A 15,843-nucleotide genomic window follows, 5' to 3' on the forward strand; every position below is an offset into this window, starting at 1 on the left:
CGGGTTCAGCCGGCGAGGTCGCGGTCGGCGAGGTACTCGCCGTCGTCCGTCAGGCCCCCCTTGCGGTGGCCGAGCTCAAGGGAGAACTGCTCCGGCCGCCCTCCCCGGGGTGCCAGGTGACCGTCGAGACCGTCCCGCCCCGCCGGCGGATCTCCTCGTTCACCGCCCCCACCGCGAACCGTCCGTACCCCCGGCCCCGCTCCCCGGCCGCGACGGCGGGCCGCCGGAGGCCGGAGCGCGGCGGGGCGTCCGGCACACCGGCGTCGTAGCCGAACCGCGCGTCGGAGAAGGCCGTCACGAAGCCCACGATGCGGTCGCCGTCGTGGATCAGCCGGGGCCAGGCGGCCTCGGGGTGCACACAGGCCTCGGCCAAGGACCGCGCGACCGGCGGGACGAACTTCCGCTGCTCGGGGGCGACTTCCAGCCGACAGGCGTCCAGCACGGTGTCGGGCGTGACCTTTTCGAGGCGGAGGGAGGCGGCTGTCATAGGGACGGCCAAGCGCACCCGTCCGGGGGCTCAGTCACCAGTTCTCCCTGGTCAGCGGTGGGTGCGAACAGCCTCCGGACGCCGGGGCAGCACAAGCCCCCGCACACCCGCGCGCCCTCTCACCACCCGTCCGTGCGCCGTTCCGCTTCTGTCCGTGACCCCCGCCCGACATGGGGAGTCTCAGCCAATGGGCGGTTTCCATCTTTCGATGGAGCCGAAACGGGCAGGCGTACGTCCACTCCTTGACGCCGAAGGACGAACGACGGAGGTGGCAGGCATGGCCGGTTTCCGGAGTCTTGCGAGACAGGTCCGCGATCCGCTGGGTGATCTGGCCCTGCGGCGGTACTCACTGCGCAAGTGTCTGGAGAGGTTCGCCCCGTACGGTCACCGGGCGACCTGGGACCATCTGTGCGCCCGGCACGGGATCGATCCCGAGGACCGGGCCCCCGATCCGGCGCGCCTGCTGGGCGCCCTGGAGGAGCTGGAGGAGGCGCGGGCCATCTGGCTCGCCTACGAGGCGGGGTTCGCCGAGCGGCGGCGGCGCGAGAAGCACGAGGGCCTGCGGCGGCCCGGCGCCTTCGACGACTGGCACCGCCGGACATGGGGCGGCCACGGGGTGGCCCGCTGCGCGGACCCGGAGGTCCACCCCAGCGAGCCGCTCGCCGAGGTGCTGCGCCGGCTGATCGCGGCGCTCGGCTCCGGCCCCGGCTCCGCCTGCCCGGTCTGTGCGGACACCGGGATCGAGTGGCGGCAGGAGCGGGAGCGCGGGCACGAGCCGTGGTCCGGTCCGGTGTGCACGGCGTGCGGGATCGCGGTGCCGCAGCCGGTGCTGACGGACCGCACGCTGGCGAGGGCCCGGCTGGTACGGCACCGGAGGCTCGCCGCGGCGGCAGCGGCGTAGGACGTTCTCTCCGGGGCGGACGTCACCGATGGCGCCGATGGCGTTGCCGGCGGAGTTGTCAGTGGCGTTGTCAGTGGTGGATGTCACCATCGGGGACATGATCCAGGTCTGCCTGAACGGCCGGCGCGGTGCGGAGGCTTCGGCCGCCGTGCCGCTGTCCCCCGAAGCCCTGGCCCGGTCGGCGGCCGAGGCCGTCGCCGCCGGTGCCACCGACATCCATGTGCATCCGCGGACCCCCTGCGGGCAGGACACGCTCTCGCCCCGGGTGGTGGCCGCGACGCTGACGGCGATACGAGCGGCGGTGCGCGTCCCGGTCGGGGTGACGACGGGCGCCTGGGCCGAGCCGGATCCGCGGCGCCGGGTGGAGCGGGTGCGGGCGTGGACGGTGCTGCCCGACCACGCCTCGGTCAACTGGCACGAGCCGGGCGCCGAGGAGCTGGCGGCCGCGCTGCTGGAGCGGGGCGTGGGCGTGGAGGCGGGGCTCTGGTCGGGGACGGAGGGGCACCGCCTTTTCCGCCGCTCGCCCTTGGCGCCCCGGGCCTTGCGGGTGCTGGCCGAGGTCACCGACACGGACCCGGCGACGGCGACCGGCTCGGCCCGGCTGCTCCTGGCCGAGGTGGGCGCCGCGCACGGCCGCCCGGTGCTGCTGCACGGGGAGGACGGCGGGGCGTGGCCGGTGGCCGCGCTGGCCTTCCGGCTGGGCCTGGACACCCGGATCGGCGCGGAGGACGTGACGCTGCTGCCGGACGGCCGCCCCGCCCGCTCGAACGCCGAACTGGTCACCGCGGCGGTGCGGTTACGGCAGACGGCGGCCGGAGATCCGCGCGCGGCGTCCTAGGGTGCGTCCGGCGGACCCGGTCAAGGTCCGCCGGACGCACCCTGGATCAGCCGCGCTCCCCCTCCGCCTCCAGGTCCTGCCTGCGCTCGGGCATCAGGCGCGAGCCGGTGATCCGTTCGCCGGAGATGTCGTCGGGGTTGGACAGCACACAGTTCTCCAGGGACAGACAGCCGCAGCCGATGCAGTCGGTCAGATGGTCGCGCAGCCGGTGCAACTGCTCGATCCGCTCGTCCAGTTCCCGGCGCCAGGCCGCCGAGAGGCGGGCCCAGTCCTCCCGGTTCGGGGTGCGCTCCTCGGGCAGGGCGGCGAGTGCGTCCCGGATCGTGGCCAGCGGGATGCCGACGCGCTGCGCCGCCCGCACGAAGGCGACGCGGCGCAGGGCGTCGCGCGAGTAGCGGCGCTGGTTGCCGCCGGTGCGGCGGCTGCTGATCAGGCCCTTGGACTCGTAGAAATGCAGCGCGGAGACCGCGGCGCCGCTGCGCGCCGAGAGCTGGCCGACCGAGAGTTCGTGGAGTGTCTGTGGGATCTGTGGCACTCCTGAAACCCTACTGCTCCCCCGCCGTGGACCGCCGCCGATCGTTGACAGGAGGCCACCGCACCACGATGCTGAGCAAGCGCTTAGACATCTGCGCCGGAAGGCGCGGCGAGCCGGAAGGCAGGGACCCGGAACATGGCAGAGCCGAAGATCTTCACGTCCGCACAGGAGCTGCGCGACGGAGTGGGCGAGCAGCTCGGACACAGCGACTGGCTGGAGGTCGACCAGAAGCGGATCGACCTGTTCGCCGAGGCGACCGGCGACCATCAGTGGATCCATGTGGACCCGGAGCGCGCCGCGAACGGACCCTTCGGCACGACCATCGCGCACGGCTATCTGACGCTCTCGCTGCTGCCCGCGCTGGTGCCGCAGGTCATGCGGGTCGAGGGCATGAAGATGGGCATCAACTACGGGACCGACAAGGTGCGTTTCCCCTCCACCGTCCCGGTCGGTTCACGGCTGCGGGCCACGGCGGTGCTCACGAACGTCGAGGAGGCGGGGGGCGGCGTACAGATCACCGCACGCGTCACCGTGGAGCGTGAGGGCGGCGAGAAGCCGGCCTGTGTCGCCGAGTCGGTGTCCCGCTACTACTTCTGACCTCTCCCGCCGCTACGTCGGGTCCGGGGCCGTGCGGGCCCCGACCATCCGCAGCACGAGGTCGGCGTAGAGCGCGCCGACCTCGTCGGGCGTGCGGCTGCCCTGGGCGTTGAACCAGCGGGCCACGTCGATGCAGAGGGACAGCACCGCGAGGGTGGTGCCGGGGACGTCGGGGACGTCGAACTCCCCCGCCTCCACACCCTCGCTGATGATCCGGCGCACCACCGCGTCGCTCCTGCGACGGAGTTCGACGATCTCGGTGCGGTGCTCGGGGCCCAGGGCGTCGAGTTCGTACTGGACGACGCGGGCGGTGGTGTGGCGCTCGGCGTGCCAGCGGACGAAGGACCGTACGGCTCCGGCGAGCCGCTCGGCGGCCGTGCCGTCCCGGTCGGCCTCGGCCTGGAGGACGTACAGCGCCCGGTCGTGGCCGATCTTGCTGATCCGGTGGAGCAGCTCTTCCTTCGTCTTGTAGTGGATGTAGAGGGCGGCCGGGCTCATCCCGGCGCGGCCGGCGATGTCGCGGGTGGTGGTCGCGTGGTACCCGCGCTCGGCGAAGGCGTCGACCGCGGCGACGAGGAGCCGCCTGGCCGCCTCGGGGGTGACCTCGCCCCAGGGAGCGTCGTCGCCGCTCGTCTCCTCCGCCGTACTCATCGCCCAGGGCCCCTCTCCGTCAACAGGACGAACACCATACCCCGAACCTGAGCAAGCGCTTAGGGGCAGCTCGGGGGCGGTACGGATGTCAGAGCTTCTGGAAGGGGTCGTGCTCGGCGAGGATCTTCTCCAGCCGGGCCTGGTCGACCCGGCTGACGATCTGCCCGGCCTCCTGCCGGTCCCGGATCACCTTGGCCAGCGTGAAGCAGGACGTCACGAGGTAGAGCACCCCGATGGCGAGGAAGCCGCGCACCCAGGCGTCGGCGTCGAGGAAGAAGATACCGAGGGCCACCGCGCCCATCGCCACCAGGAAGGAGGCGACGGCCTGGCCGTAGAAGGCGGCGGTGCTCTGCTGCTTGACCGATGTCGTGTCACTCATGGGCCCAGCATCCGCCGACGTGGTGCACGCCACATCCGTGCCCGTACTCAGTCGGCTACTCAGACACGCGTACGAGCCGGGGCGGCGGGCGGGTGGCTGCGGCTGCGGCTGCGGTCAGAACGCGGAGACGCCTGTCAGCGCGCGGCCGATGATGAGCTTCTGGATCTGGCTGGTGCCCTCGTAGAGCGTCATCACGCGGGCGTCGCGGAGCAGCTTGCCGACCGGGTACTCGTCGATGTAGCCGTAGCCGCCGAAGACCTGGATGGCGTTGTTGGCGCAGCGGACGGCGGCCTCGGAGGCGTACAGCTTGGCCTGGGAGGCGGCGGTGGCGAACTCCCGGCCCCGGTCGACGAGGTCGGCGACCCGCCAGGTGAGCAGCCGGGCCGCCTCGACGTCCACGGAGATGTCGCTGAGCAGCTCCTGCACGAGCTGGTGTCCGGCGATGCCCTTTCCGAACTGCTCGCGCTCACCGGCGTACCGCACGGAGGCGTCCAGGGCGGCCTGGGCTATGCCGACGCAGCCCGCCGCGACCGACATCCGGCCCTTGGCGAGGGCCGACATGGCGACGGTGAAGCCCTTGCCCTCGGGGCCGAGGAGGGTGGTGGCCGGTACGCGGACGTCCTCCAGGACCAGTTCGGCGGTGGCCTGGCCGCGCAGGCCGAGCTTGCCGTGGATGGTGCGGCGGGTCAGGCCCGGGGTGTCGGCGGGGACGAGGAAGGCGGAGACGCCTCGGTGGCCGGGGGCGTCGTTCGTGCGGGCGAAGAGCAGCACCACATCGGCCCAGGTGCCGTTGGTGATGAACATCTTGGTGCCGTTGACGACATAGTCACCGCCGTCGCGTACGGCCCTGGTGGCGAGGTTCCCGGCGTCGGAGCCGGTGCCGGGTTCGGTGAGGCCGAAGCAGCCGATCGCCTCGCCGGAGGTGAGCCGGGGCAGCCACTGCCGCTTCTGCTCCTCGTCGCCCCAGGAGGCGATGGTCTTGGCGACCAGGCCGAGCGAGACGGAGACGATGCCGCGCACGGAGGAGTCCCCGCGGCCCAGCTCCTCGGTGACCAGGCAGTAGGTGAGGTGGTCACCGCCGGAGCCGCCGTACTCCTCGGGGACGGTGAGGCCGAGGAAGCCGAGCGCGCCGAGCTTCTTCACGATCGACCTGTCGACATTCTCGGCCCGGTCCCAGGCGATGACGTGCGGGGCGACCTCGCGGGCCACGAACTCCTCGGCCAGCCGCCGGACGGCTTCCTGCTCCTCGCTGAGCTCCAGGTTCATCGCGCGCCACCTCACTTCTCGCGCGCCGCTTCAGCACGCCACTTAATTAGCACTGCTAGTTTCTGGTCCGCAGCGCCTACTATGAGCCGCATGGCCCGACCGCGCAAGCCCCTCCTGAGCAGAGACCGCATCGTCGAGGCGGCGAGCGCGCTCGTGGACGCCGAAGGGCTGGACGCGGTCTCCACGCGGAGGCTGGCGGGCGTGCTGGGGGTCAGCGGGCCATCGCTCTACAACCACTTCCGCAACAAGGACGAGATCCTCGACGCGGTCGCCGACACCGTCTCCGTACAGGTCGATCTGTCGATGTTCGAGGAGTCGGACCCGCGCGGCTGGCGGGAGGCCCTGCACGACTGGGCGCTCTCCTACCGGGCCGCCCTCGCCGCGCACCCGCACATCGTGCCGGTCCTCGCCCGCGGGCCAGGGCGGCGGCCGGCGGGGCTGCGGGTCGCCGACGCGGTGTTCGGGGGGATGGTGGGGGCGGGGTGGCCGCCCGCTCAGGCCACCCGGATAGGGGCGCTGATGCGGTACTTCATCACCGGGTCGGCGCTGGGGTCGTTCGCCGGGGGGTTCGTGGACGACGAGAGCGCGTACGACCCGGCGGACTACCCGCACCTGGGCCAGGCGCACCTGCTGGCCGACCATCGGCGGCAGGTCGACGAGGGGGCCTTCGAGACGGGCCTGCGGGCGCTACTGGACGGGCTGGCGGTCCAGTACGAGGAGTATGCGCGGCCCACGGAGAAGGCTCGGCGGGCGCCGAACCGCCCTTGACGCACCCCGGGCCCATGAGCCCTTCTCCGCGCCCGGCGGGCCGTACGGCCGGGCAGCCGGCCCGGTACGCCTCGCTCGGTCCGTCCACCGCCGGCGAGCATCTGGCTGCGGCCCGGCGCTGTCCGGCGTGCTCAGGCCGGAGACCGGGGGCTGTTCCAGCCCGTCCGGCGTTCGAGGACAAAGCCGTGGTGGCACCGTGCGCCCCTTCCGAGTCCGGAACGCCTGGTCGCCGCCCGCCCCGAGCACCGGTTCCGCCTTCGAAAGCCGGACGGGCCGGACGGGTGCCGGACGGGCTGGAAGTGCGCGGGCGGGCCGGGAGGCTGCACGGAACGGCTGGGAGCGGGCGCGGGATGAGAGTGCGCGCACAGGCCGGAAGGGCGCGCACGGGCCGGAAGGGCTGTGGGCCCGCCGATTGACGGTCCGGCGCAATTCGGTAGGGGCCGAAGCCTTTCGGCTTTACCGTCGTGGCCATGACGACGACCCCCGCGGCCCAGGCCACCCCCGCCCGATCCTGGCGGGCCACCGCCGCCGCCTGTACCACCGTGGTCCTGTGGGCCTCCGCCTTCGTCTCCATCCGCAGTGCGGGCGAGGCCTACTCCCCCGGTGCGCTGGCCCTCGGGCGGCTGCTGGCGGGCTCCCTGGTGCTCGGGGCGATCCTCCTCGTACGCCGGGAAGGGCTGCCGGGGCGCGGCGCCTGGCGCGGGATCGTCACCTCCGGGGTGCTGTGGTTCGGGCTCTACATGGTGGCGCTCAACTGGGGCGAGCAGGAGGTCGACGCCGGGACGGCCGCGATGCTCGTGAACGTCGGGCCGATCCTGATGGCCCTGATGGGCGCCCGGATGCTCGGCGAGGGGCTGCCCCGACGGCTGCTGCTGGGCATGGGCATCTCGTTCTCCGGCGCCGTCGTCGTCGGCCTCGCCATGTCCGGCCACGGCACCTCGTCCGTGCTGGGCGTGGCGCTCTGCCTGCTGGCCGCCGTGGTGTACGCGCTGGGCGTGGTGAGCCAGAAGCCGGCGCTCGCGTACGGCTCCTCGCTCCAGATCAACACCTTCGGCTGCCTGATCGGCGCCGTCGCCTGCCTGCCCTTCACCGGGGTGCTGGTCTCCGAGGCCGCCGACGCCCCGATGTCCGCCACGCTGAACATGATCTACCTGGGCGTCTTCCCGACCGCGCTGGCCTTCACCACCTGGGGCTACGCGCTGGCCCGCACCACGGCGGGCCGGATGGGCGCCACCACGTACGCGGTCCCGGCGATCGTGGTGCTCATGGCGTGGCTGCTGCTGGACGAGGTGCCGACCCCGCTCGGGGTGCTCGGCGGGCTGCTCTGCCTGGCAGGGGTGGCGGTCTCCCGGAGCCGTCAGCAGACTGGGCCCACACGCGGAAATCCGGCTGGGCCGGTGGAGGGAAACCGTCATGACGCGGAAGACCGGGGCGCACGGCGACCGTAAGGGTCGCGACGGGGCGAGGAAGAGGACCGCCCGCGAGGAGGCCGCACAGGCGGCCCGCCACGGCGGGCCCTACCTCGACGGCTTCCAGGTGGCCGACAGCGGCGACGACGACCCGGTCCTGGTGGAGCCGGACGGCCATGCCCGGGACGCCTGGCGGGAGGACTACCCGTACGCGCACAAGCTCCGGCGCCGCGACTACGAGAAGGCCAAGCGCGCCCTGCAGATCGAGCTGCTGAAGCTCCAGCACTGGGTGAAGGAGCGCGACGAGCGGCTGGTGATCCTCTTCGAGGGCCGGGACGCGGCGGGCAAGGGCGGCACGATCAAGCGGTTCACCGAGCATCTCAATCCCCGTGGTGCCCGCATAGTGGCCCTGGAGAAGCCCACCGAGCGTGAGCGGACCCAGTGGTACTTCCAGCGGTACGCGGCGCATCTGCCGAGCGCCGGGGAGATCGTGCTGTTCGACCGCTCCTGGTACAACCGGGCCGGGGTGGAGCGGGTGATGGGGTTCTGCACGACCCGCGAGTACCTGGAGTTCATGCACCAGGCGCCCGGCTTCGAGCGGATGCTCGCCCGGGACGGCATCCACCTGGTGAAGTTCTGGTTCTCCGTCTCGCGCAACGAGCAGCGCAACCGGTTCATGATCCGGCAGATCGATCCCGTACGGCGGTGGAAGCTGAGCCCGGTCGACCTGGCCTCGCTGGACAAGTGGGACGAGTACACCGAGGCCAAGGAGCTGATGCTCTTCCACACCGACACGGCCGACGCGCCGTGGACGGTGGTGAAGAGCAACGACAAGAAGCGGGCCCGGCTGGAGGCGATGCGGCACGTCCTGGACCGCTTCGACTACCCGGGCAAGGACCCGGAGGTGGTCGGGGTGCCGGACCCGCTGATCGTGGGCCCGGCCTCCCGGCTGTTCGAGGAGGGCGAGATGGACGCCCGGCTGCTGGGACCGACCGCCTCGACCTCCCGGACGACGGACTACTGAGTCCTAGAAGACCACCAGCGCCCGGCCGCCCTTGCCCGCGATCATGTTGTCGAAGGCGGCCGGGATGCCGTCCAGGGCGATGCGCTCGGTGACCATCATCGACAGGTCGAAGCGTCCCGCGCGGATGTGGTCGGCCAGGGCCGGCAGATCGCGGGCCGGGTCGCTGTTGCCGTAGACGCAGCCCGTGAGGGACCGGCCCCAGTGGAAGATCTCCAGGGCGTTGAAAGTGACCTCCTGGTCCTTGCCGCCGATCCCGACGACCGTCGTACGCCCGCCACGCCGGGTGGACTCCCAGGCGGCCCGGATGGTCGCGGGCCGGCCGACGCACTCCACCGCCACGTCCGTGCCCTGGCCGCCGGTCAGCTTGCGGATCTCGCGCGGGGTGGTGGCGGAGGCGATGACGTAGTCGGTGGCCCCCGCCTGCCGGGCCAGTTCCTCCTTGGCCGGGGAGACGTCGACCGCGATGATCCGCGAGGCGCCCGCCATCCGGGCCGCCTGGAGCACGGCGAGGCCGACGCCGCCGACACCGAGGACGACCACGCTCTCGCCCTCGCGGACCCGGGCGCTGTGGTGGATCGCGCCGTAGCCGGTGAGGACCGCGCAGCCGAGGAGGGCGGCGTCGGTGAGGGGGATGCCGTCGGGGGCGGGGAGGACGCAGTTGGCGGCGACGACGGTCTCCTCCGCGAAGGCCGCCACGTTGAGGCCGGGGTGGAGTCCGGTGCCGTCGGCCGTACGGGCGTGGAGGTTGGCGGTCCCCTTCAACGCGTCGGCGCAGAGCCAGACCTCGCCGATCCCGCAGTGGAAGCAAGCACCGCAGGAGGGAGCCCAGTTGAGGACCACGCCGTCACCGGGGGCGACATGGGTGACGCCCTCGCCGACCGCCAGGACCGTACCGGCGCCCTCATGGCCGAGGACGGCGGGCACCGGGACCCGCATGGTGCCGTTGGACAGGGACAGGTCGGAGTGGCAGACCCCCGCCGCGGCCAGCGCGATGCGCACCTGGCCGGGGCCGGGATCCGGCAGGACGATGTCGGTGATCTCCAACGGAGCTCCGACGGCGGGCAGTACGGCGGCGCGGACCACGGACAGGCTCCTCTGCGAACGGGGTTACGGGGATCAGAACTGGAGCGACTTGGTCTGGAGGTACTCCGCCAGACCGTGCGGCCCCAGCTCGCGCCCCACGCCCGACTGCTTGTAACCGCCGAAGGGGGCCAGCGGGTTGAACCGGCCGCCGTTGATGTCGACCTGCCCGGTGTCCATCCGGCGGGCGAAGGCCACCGCCTCCTCGTCGTCGGCCGCCCACACGGCTCCAGCGAGCCCGTACACGGTGTCGTTGGCGATACGGAGAGCGTCGTCGATGTCCTCGTAGCGCAGGATCGAGACCACCGGGCCGAAGATCTCCTCCTGGGCGATGGTCATCTCCGGGGTGACATCGGCGAAGACGGTGGGGCTGATGTAGTAGCCGGTCTCCAGGGGCGCGTCGGGGCCGCCCGCGATGAGGCGGGCGCCCTCCTCCATGCCCTTGCGGATGTAACCGCTCACCCGGGCCTGCTGCTTGGCGTTGACGAGCGGGCCGACCCGCTCCCCGGGGGCGTACTTGAGCACGGCGTGGGCGGCGAGCTCCACGGCCTCGTCGTACCGCTCGGCGTCGACCAGCATCCGGGTCCAGGCGCTGCACGTCTGGCCGGAGTTGGTCATCACGTTGGCGATGCCCACGTTGACCGCCTTGGCGAGGTCGGCGCCGGGGAGGATCACATTGGCGGACTTGCCGCCGAGTTCGAGGGCGACGCGCTTGACGGCGGCTCCGGCGGTGGCGCCGATCTGCTTGCCGACGGCGGTCGATCCGGTGAACGAGACGAGGTCGACGCCCTCGTGTTCGGCGAGCGCCTGCCCGGCGACCGGGCCGAGGCCGGTGACCAGGTTGAAGACCCCGGCGGGCAGCCCGGCGGCCTCGGTGGCCTCGGCGAAGAGCTGGGCGGTGAGCGGGGTGTCCTCGGCCGGCTTGAGGACGACCGTGCAGCCGGCCGCGAGGGCGGGGGCGACCTTGGCGACGATCTGGTGGAGCGGGTAGTTCCAGGGGGTGATCGCGCCGACGACGCCGACCGGCTCCAGCAGCACGGTGGAGTTGCCGATCCTCTCCTCGAAGGCGTAGGAGGCAGCCAGTTCGGCGTACGAGGCGGCGACCATGACCGGCACGGCGGCGTGGACCATCTGCGAGAGCGGCAGCGGCGCGCCCAGCTCGGCGGTGATCGTCTCGGCCAGCTCGTCCTTGCGGGCGGCCAGCGCGTCGCTCAGCGCGGAGAGCCGGGCGGCGCGCTCGGCGGGCGGGGTGGCGGCCCAGCCGGGGAACGCGGCGCGCGCGGCCTGCACCGCCGCGTCGACGTCCTCGGCCGTGCCCGCCGGTACGTGAGCGATGAGCTGCTCGTCGGCCGGGTTCACGACCGCGATCGTGTCCTGGCCGACGGCGGGCCGCCACGCGCCGCCGATGTACATCTGGTCATGGGCCTTCATGGGCTGTTTCCTCCCGGACGGGCTGTGCGGAGCGCCGACGCGCTGTCCCCCACCACCCAAACTAGCGCCGTTAGTTTTCGGGCGCCAGGGAGCTTCCGGAGACACCCGTCACGCCGGTCACGCGCGTCACGCCGGGAGGCGCACGCCCCCGCGCCGGCGAGGAGACCTCAGCTGTCGAGCCCGGGCACGTCCTGCGGCAGCGGGCAGATGCGGCGGCCGTAGTGGTCGAAGACGTACAGGTGGGCCAGGTCCACCAGCAGCGGCACCTGGCCGCCGGTCCGCAGCCGCATGTCGGGGCCGGTGCGCACCACCAGGTCGCCGGAGATGACGGAGGGCCGGTCGGGGGTGCGGAGCGCCACCGGGTCCGGGGCGGGGTCGTCGAGGGTGACGACCGGGCCGCTGATCCGCGCCCCGGCCCCCCCCTTCAGCCGGTCCAGGACACCGAGGGCCCATTGCGCACCAGCTCCGGAACGGCCCGCGGCGGCTCTGCGGCGGCGGGGCATGGCGCGCGGCTGGGCCGATTCGAGATCCGGGACGACGGCGGCCCGCGAACCGGTGTCGAGGTGGACCAGTGCCTCGTGCCCCTGGTACTCGACGTGCTCCACGATCCCGCTGAGCGCCACCTCGCCGGGGCGGGCGTGGCTGGGCGGGGCGATCCGGACCGCCTCCGAGCGCAGCCCCACGATGATCCGGCGGCCCTGCTGGATGCGGAGCAACTGGTGGTCGGGGCTGAGGGGTTCGGGCAGGGCGAGCCGCTGGCGGCCGAGGTCGATCGACATCCGCCCCTCCAACGGGGCGTGCACGACGGCCTGGAGGAGGTTGATCCGCGGGGTGCCGATGAACGCGGCCACGAAGACGTTCTCGGGCAGCGCGTAGACCTCGCGGGGCGGGCTGACCTGTTGCAGGACCCCGCCGCGCATCACGGCCACGCGGTCCCCGAGGGACATTGCCTCCGCCTGATCATGCGTCACATACACCGTGGTGACGCCGAGTTCCCTGGTGAGCAGGGCGATCTCGGCACGCAGATGGTTGCGGAGCTTGGCGTCCAGATTCGAGAGCGGCTCGTCCATCAGGAAGACGGAGGGCCTGCGGGAGATGGCCCGGCCCATCGCCACGCGCTGGCGCTCGCCACCGGAGAGCTGGGCCGGGTAGCGGTCCAGTACGTGCTCGATGCCGAGCATCCGGGCGGTGGCCTCGATCCGTGCCGTGTTGTCCTCGCGCGGGTTCTCCAGCTTCAGCGGGAAGCCGATGTTGGCGCGGTTGGTCATGCTCGGGTACAGCGCGAAGTTCTGGAACACCATCGCCATCCCGCGTTCGCGCGGCGGGAGGTGGTTGGCGAACTCGCCGTCGAGGAGCAGTTCGCCCTCGCTGATCTCCTCCAGCCCCGCGATCATGCGCAGCACGGTCGACTTGCCGCAGCCGGAGGGGCCGAGCAGCACGACGAACTCGCCGGGGTCGATGGAGAGCGTGAACCGGTCGACGGCCCGCCGGTCCCGGCCGTAGCTCTTGCTGACGTGGTGCAGGGAGATGGCGTGCGTCATGGAGTGTCCCCGGGATGAAGGTGTACGAGGTGTACGTCGCGGTGGGGAGCGGCTGTGGGGGAAGTTAGCCCACCGGGCGGGGTGTGGGAATGACTCGCGCGAAGGTTGGGGCGTTGGAGATGTGTGGGGCGTGCGGGGTTGGGCGGGCCGGGTGCGTACCGGGGAGGTGGGGCGGGTGCGTACGGGCTCTGGTGGAGCGGTGCGTCAGGAGCGGTTCCGGTCGGCCAGGGGCGCGTTGTCGTCCCGCTCCTGTTGCCGCTCTCGTACGGGCATGGGCTCCGGCGGTCGTACGGAGGAGGCCCGGGCCGCCCGTCCGCTCCGCAGGCCCAGCCCCGCCGCGGCCAGCAGCAGGGCGCCGAGCAGCGCGAACGGGGCCGCCGCCCCCGCCGTACCCGCGATCAGGCCCGCCGCGGCCGGGGCGGCGGCCTGGCCCAGCCGGTTGCCGGTCAGCCGCAGGGCCAGGGCCGTGGACCGGGCCTCGGCGGGGGCGGCCTGGACCACCGTGGTCATCGACAGCGGCTGGCCGACGCCGAGGCAGAACCCGAGTGCGGCCAGCATGACGGCGAGCACCGGCACGGGGACCGGGAGGACCATCCCCGCGCAGAGCAGGCCGGCCAGCAGGCAGCTGATGGTCAGCAGGGCCGTCCGGCCGAGGAGCCGCAGCATCGGGGTCATCACCAGACGGCAGGCGATGGTGGCGGCGGCCCGCAGGCTGAGCAGCAGCCCGACGGTGGCGGGGGCGATCCCCCGGTGCTCGCCGACCACCGGCAGGTAGGCGGTGAGGATGTCGGTGGAGGAGAGGACGGCCATGCTGATGAAGATCCCGGCCGGGACGCCGCGCGCGCCGAGGATCGTGGTGACCGGGACCTTGGCCGCCCCTGCCCTGGTGGCAGGCCCGGCGCCGGGCGTACGCCGGTGCTCGATGCGCCACAGCGAGGTGAGCGCGACCGCGCAGACCCCTGCCGAGACGAGGAGCGCGAGTGCGCTCGTACGCCCCAGAGCACCGCTCTCCCCGGAGATCAGCGCTCCCGCCGCGATCGGGCCGCCCAACTGGCCGAGCGAGGCGCCGATGGTGAAGTGGCCGAAGTTGCGGTCCTGTTCGGCCGGGGCGGACTGCCGTGCCACGATCGACTGCGCGCCGATCACGAAGCAGAGGTGGCCGAGGCCCATCACCCCGCTCCACGCGGCCATCGCGGGCAGCGAGGAGACCACACCGCTCAGCGCGCAGCCGCCGGAGATCAGCACCACGCCCACCGGCAGCAGGGGCGCGCACCGCCCGTGGTCCGTGCGGCGGCCGAGCGGGACGGCGGCGAACAGCGGCAGCAGGGCGTAGACCCCGGCGATGACGCCGACGGCCGTCTCGTCCGCTCCCAGCGCGAGGGCCCGGTAGGAGACGGCGGGCCGCGCCATCGACACCGCCCCCTGTGCGAAGGCGAAGGCGATGACGAGGCGCAGCAGCCAGCCCCTGCCGGGTCCGGGTCGCGGTGCGGATGACATCAGGGAGTGTCCAGGGGTACGGGGGTCATCAGATCGTGCCGAACAGGATGCCCGCCCCGAGCACCACCAGTGAGGTGAGCACCGCCCACTTGACGGTGAACCGGGTGTGGTCGCCGAACTCCACCTTGGCCATGCCGACGAGGACGTACACGGCGGGGACCAGCGGCGAGGACATGTGCAGCGCCTGGCCGGCCAGGGAGGCGCGGGCGATCTCCAGCGGGGAGACGCCGTGGGCGGCGCCCGCTTCGGCGAGGACGGGGACGACGCCGAAGTAGAAGCCGTCGTTGGACATGAAGTAGGTGAGCGGCAGGCTGAGCAGCCCGGTGACGATGGCCATGTGCGGGCCCATCGCGTCGGGGACGGCCCCGACCACCCAGTCGGCCATGCTCTCGACCATACCGGTGCCGGTGAGGACGCCGGTGAAGACGGCGGCGGCGAAGACCATGCCGGAGACGTTGAGGACGTTCTCGGCGTGGGCGGCGATCCGGGCGCGCTGGTCGGGCATGTGGGGGAAGTTGACGGTGAGGGCGAGGGCGGCGCCGAGGAGGAAGAGGACCGGGATCGGCATCAGGTCCATGATCATGGCCGTCAGCAGGACGACGGTCAGACCGGCGTTGAACCAGTAGAGCCTGGGCCGCAGCGTGGACCGGTTCGGGTCGAGGCCCTTGAACTCCTCCTCGTCCGCGTCGTCCGTGAGGTCCGCCGAGCCGGTGCCCGAGGCGGCGGAACCCTTGCGCGGCCGGTCCTCGCCTGTGCCGCCCGCCGCCGCCAGGACGGTCTCCCGCTCCGGCTCCCGTACCGGCGTCTCGTCCAGCGTGAGCACGCCCAGGCGCTTGCGCTCGCGCAGACCGAGCACGTACGAGAGGAGGAACACGGCGAGCAGTCCGACGGCCAGCGCCGGGATCATGGGGACGAAGATCTCGGAGGCGTCCAGCTTGAGCGCGGTCGCGGCGCGGGCGGTGGGGCCGCCCCAGGGCAGGGTGTTCATGACGCCGTTCGCCGTGGCCGCCACACCGGTCATCACGACCAGGCTCATCTTGAGGCGTTTGTAGAGCGGATACATCGCCGAGACGGTGATCATGAACGTGGTGGAGCCGTCGCCGTCCAGCGAGACGATCGCGGCGAGCACCGCCGTACCGACGACGATCCGCATCGGGTCCGCCTTGCAGAACCGCAGGATGGCCCGGACGACCGGGTCGAAGAGGCCGACATCGATCATCACGCCGAAGTAGACGATGGCGAACATGAGCATGGCGGCGGTCGGCGCCAGGTTGCCGACGCCGTCGATGACGTAGTCGCCGAGCTTCGCCCCCTGCCCGACGGCGACACAGAACAGGGCGGGGATCAGTACCAGCGCCGCGATCGGCGACATCTTCTTCGTCATGATCAGGACCAGGAAGGTCGCGATCATGGCGAAGCCGAGGATTGTCAGCATGGGG

The 15,843-nt window shown here is 72.5% G+C and carries 15 protein-coding genes and 1 pseudogene; 6 read left to right on the top strand and 10 right to left on the bottom strand.

Going from position 1 to position 15,843, the window contains the following annotated elements; genetic code table 11:
• Nucleotides 1-5: 5 nt before the first annotated feature.
• A pseudogene (locus D6270_RS05615) lies at nucleotides 6-487 on the bottom strand (GNAT family N-acetyltransferase).
• Nucleotides 488-764: 277 nt separating this feature from the next.
• Between D6270_RS05615 and D6270_RS05620 the strand changes: the two are divergent.
• Both D6270_RS05620 and D6270_RS05625 read left to right on the top strand, forming a co-directional pair.
• Entirely contained in the window at nucleotides 765-1,388 is a 624-nt protein-coding gene (locus D6270_RS05620; RefSeq protein WP_031123776.1) for a hypothetical protein, read from the top strand.
• Between the two features lie 97 nt (nucleotides 1,389-1,485).
• On the top strand, nucleotides 1,486-2,226 hold the full coding sequence (locus tag D6270_RS05625) for a 3-keto-5-aminohexanoate cleavage protein (RefSeq protein WP_161031723.1): 741 nt from the start codon (nucleotides 1,486-1,488) through the stop codon (nucleotides 2,224-2,226).
• Nucleotides 2,227-2,272: 46 nt separating this feature from the next.
• On the opposite strand, the gene soxR is transcribed toward D6270_RS05625, so the two are convergent.
• Nucleotides 2,273-2,761, bottom strand: a complete 489-nt coding sequence (gene soxR, locus D6270_RS05630) for a redox-sensitive transcriptional activator SoxR (RefSeq protein WP_109166451.1) — start codon at nucleotides 2,759-2,761, stop codon at nucleotides 2,273-2,275.
• 135 nt (nucleotides 2,762-2,896) lie between these two features.
• Here soxR and D6270_RS05635 point away from each other — a divergent pair, with 135 nt between their 5' ends.
• Complete coding sequence (locus D6270_RS05635) at nucleotides 2,897-3,358, top strand: MaoC family dehydratase (protein WP_109166450.1); 462 nt, start codon at nucleotides 2,897-2,899, stop codon at nucleotides 3,356-3,358.
• Nucleotides 3,359-3,370: 12 nt separating this feature from the next.
• Here the strand turns inward: D6270_RS05635 and D6270_RS05640 are convergent, their stop codons facing one another.
• The 3 genes from D6270_RS05640 to D6270_RS05650 form a co-directional block, all read right to left on the bottom strand.
• Nucleotides 3,371-4,009: a TetR/AcrR family transcriptional regulator gene (locus tag D6270_RS05640; protein ID WP_109166449.1), complete on the bottom strand. Its 639-nt coding sequence runs from the start codon at nucleotides 4,007-4,009 to the stop codon at nucleotides 3,371-3,373.
• A gap of 88 nt (nucleotides 4,010-4,097) precedes the next feature.
• A complete protein-coding gene (locus D6270_RS05645; RefSeq protein WP_015607581.1) occupies nucleotides 4,098-4,388 on the bottom strand; it encodes a YiaA/YiaB family inner membrane protein in 291 nt (96 codons plus the stop codon).
• Between the two features lie 114 nt (nucleotides 4,389-4,502).
• Nucleotides 4,503-5,654: an acyl-CoA dehydrogenase family protein gene (locus D6270_RS05650; RefSeq protein WP_109166448.1), complete on the bottom strand. Its 1,152-nt coding sequence runs from the start codon at nucleotides 5,652-5,654 to the stop codon at nucleotides 4,503-4,505.
• A 90-nt stretch (nucleotides 5,655-5,744) separates the two neighbouring features.
• On the opposite strand from D6270_RS05650, the gene D6270_RS05655 reads away from it, so the two are divergent.
• The 3 genes from D6270_RS05655 to ppk2 all read left to right on the top strand — a co-directional run bounded on the left by D6270_RS05655 (nucleotide 5,745) and on the right by ppk2 (nucleotide 8,855).
• Nucleotides 5,745-6,422 (top strand): TetR/AcrR family transcriptional regulator, encoded by a 678-nt coding sequence (locus D6270_RS05655; RefSeq protein WP_109166447.1) that lies wholly within the window; start codon nucleotides 5,745-5,747, stop codon nucleotides 6,420-6,422.
• A gap of 464 nt (nucleotides 6,423-6,886) precedes the next feature.
• Nucleotides 6,887-7,870 (top strand): DMT family transporter, encoded by a 984-nt coding sequence (locus tag D6270_RS05660; RefSeq protein ID WP_376205596.1) that lies wholly within the window; start codon nucleotides 6,887-6,889, stop codon nucleotides 7,868-7,870.
• Entirely contained in the window at nucleotides 7,836-8,855 is a 1,020-nt protein-coding gene (gene ppk2 / locus D6270_RS05665; RefSeq protein WP_202418859.1) for a polyphosphate kinase 2, read from the top strand. The genes D6270_RS05660 and ppk2 overlap by 35 nt, the downstream gene beginning before the upstream one ends.
• Nucleotides 8,856-8,858: 3 nt before the next feature.
• Here ppk2 and D6270_RS05670 read toward each other — a convergent pair whose 3' ends face one another.
• From D6270_RS05670 to D6270_RS05690, 5 genes are all read right to left on the bottom strand, one after another.
• A complete protein-coding gene (locus tag D6270_RS05670; protein ID WP_109166445.1) occupies nucleotides 8,859-9,938 on the bottom strand; it encodes a Zn-dependent alcohol dehydrogenase in 1,080 nt (359 codons plus the stop codon).
• Nucleotides 9,939-9,971: 33 nt separating this feature from the next.
• Entirely contained in the window at nucleotides 9,972-11,366 is a 1,395-nt protein-coding gene (locus tag D6270_RS05675) for an aldehyde dehydrogenase family protein (RefSeq protein WP_109166444.1), read from the bottom strand.
• Nucleotides 11,367-11,533: 167 nt separating this feature from the next.
• Complete coding sequence (locus D6270_RS05680) at nucleotides 11,534-12,907, bottom strand: ABC transporter ATP-binding protein (RefSeq protein WP_109166443.1); 1,374 nt, start codon at nucleotides 12,905-12,907, stop codon at nucleotides 11,534-11,536.
• A gap of 204 nt (nucleotides 12,908-13,111) precedes the next feature.
• Nucleotides 13,112-14,404 (bottom strand): MFS transporter, encoded by a 1,293-nt coding sequence (locus D6270_RS05685; protein ID WP_109166442.1) that lies wholly within the window; start codon nucleotides 14,402-14,404, stop codon nucleotides 13,112-13,114.
• 28 nt (nucleotides 14,405-14,432) lie between these two features.
• Nucleotides 14,433-15,839, bottom strand: a complete 1,407-nt coding sequence (locus D6270_RS05690) for a CitMHS family transporter (RefSeq protein WP_109166441.1) — start codon at nucleotides 15,837-15,839, stop codon at nucleotides 14,433-14,435.
• Nucleotides 15,840-15,843 lie beyond the last annotated feature (4 nt).

Source organism: Streptomyces griseus subsp. griseus (assembly GCF_003610995.1).
Classification (GTDB): Bacteria; Actinomycetota; Actinomycetes; order Streptomycetales; family Streptomycetaceae; genus Streptomyces.

What these genes read in the sequence shown, in the direction of transcription:
- D6270_RS05690 (WP_109166441.1), bottom strand. Translation starts at nt 15,839, where the DNA reads ATGCTGACAATCCTCGGCTTCGCCATGATCGCGACCTTCCTGGTCCTG.
- D6270_RS05625 (WP_161031723.1), top strand. Translation starts at nt 1,486, where the DNA reads ATGATCCAGGTCTGCCTGAACGGCCGGCGCGGTGCGGAGGCTTCGGCC.
- D6270_RS05685 (WP_109166442.1), bottom strand. Translation starts at nt 14,404, where the DNA reads ATGTCATCCGCACCGCGACCCGGACCCGGCAGGGGCTGGCTGCTGCGC.
- D6270_RS05620 (WP_031123776.1), top strand. Translation starts at nt 765, where the DNA reads ATGGCCGGTTTCCGGAGTCTTGCGAGACAGGTCCGCGATCCGCTGGGT.
- D6270_RS05645 (WP_015607581.1), bottom strand. Translation starts at nt 4,388, where the DNA reads ATGAGTGACACGACATCGGTCAAGCAGCAGAGCACCGCCGCCTTCTAC.
- D6270_RS05655 (WP_109166447.1), top strand. Translation starts at nt 5,745, where the DNA reads ATGGCCCGACCGCGCAAGCCCCTCCTGAGCAGAGACCGCATCGTCGAG.
- D6270_RS05640 (WP_109166449.1), bottom strand. Translation starts at nt 4,009, where the DNA reads ATGAGTACGGCGGAGGAGACGAGCGGCGACGACGCTCCCTGGGGCGAG.
- D6270_RS05680 (WP_109166443.1), bottom strand. Translation starts at nt 12,907, where the DNA reads ATGACGCACGCCATCTCCCTGCACCACGTCAGCAAGAGCTACGGCCGG.
- D6270_RS05635 (WP_109166450.1), top strand. Translation starts at nt 2,897, where the DNA reads ATGGCAGAGCCGAAGATCTTCACGTCCGCACAGGAGCTGCGCGACGGA.
- D6270_RS05650 (WP_109166448.1), bottom strand. Translation starts at nt 5,654, where the DNA reads ATGAACCTGGAGCTCAGCGAGGAGCAGGAAGCCGTCCGGCGGCTGGCC.
- ppk2 (WP_202418859.1), top strand. Translation starts at nt 7,836, where the DNA reads ATGACGCGGAAGACCGGGGCGCACGGCGACCGTAAGGGTCGCGACGGG.
- D6270_RS05675 (WP_109166444.1), bottom strand. Translation starts at nt 11,366, where the DNA reads ATGAAGGCCCATGACCAGATGTACATCGGCGGCGCGTGGCGGCCCGCC.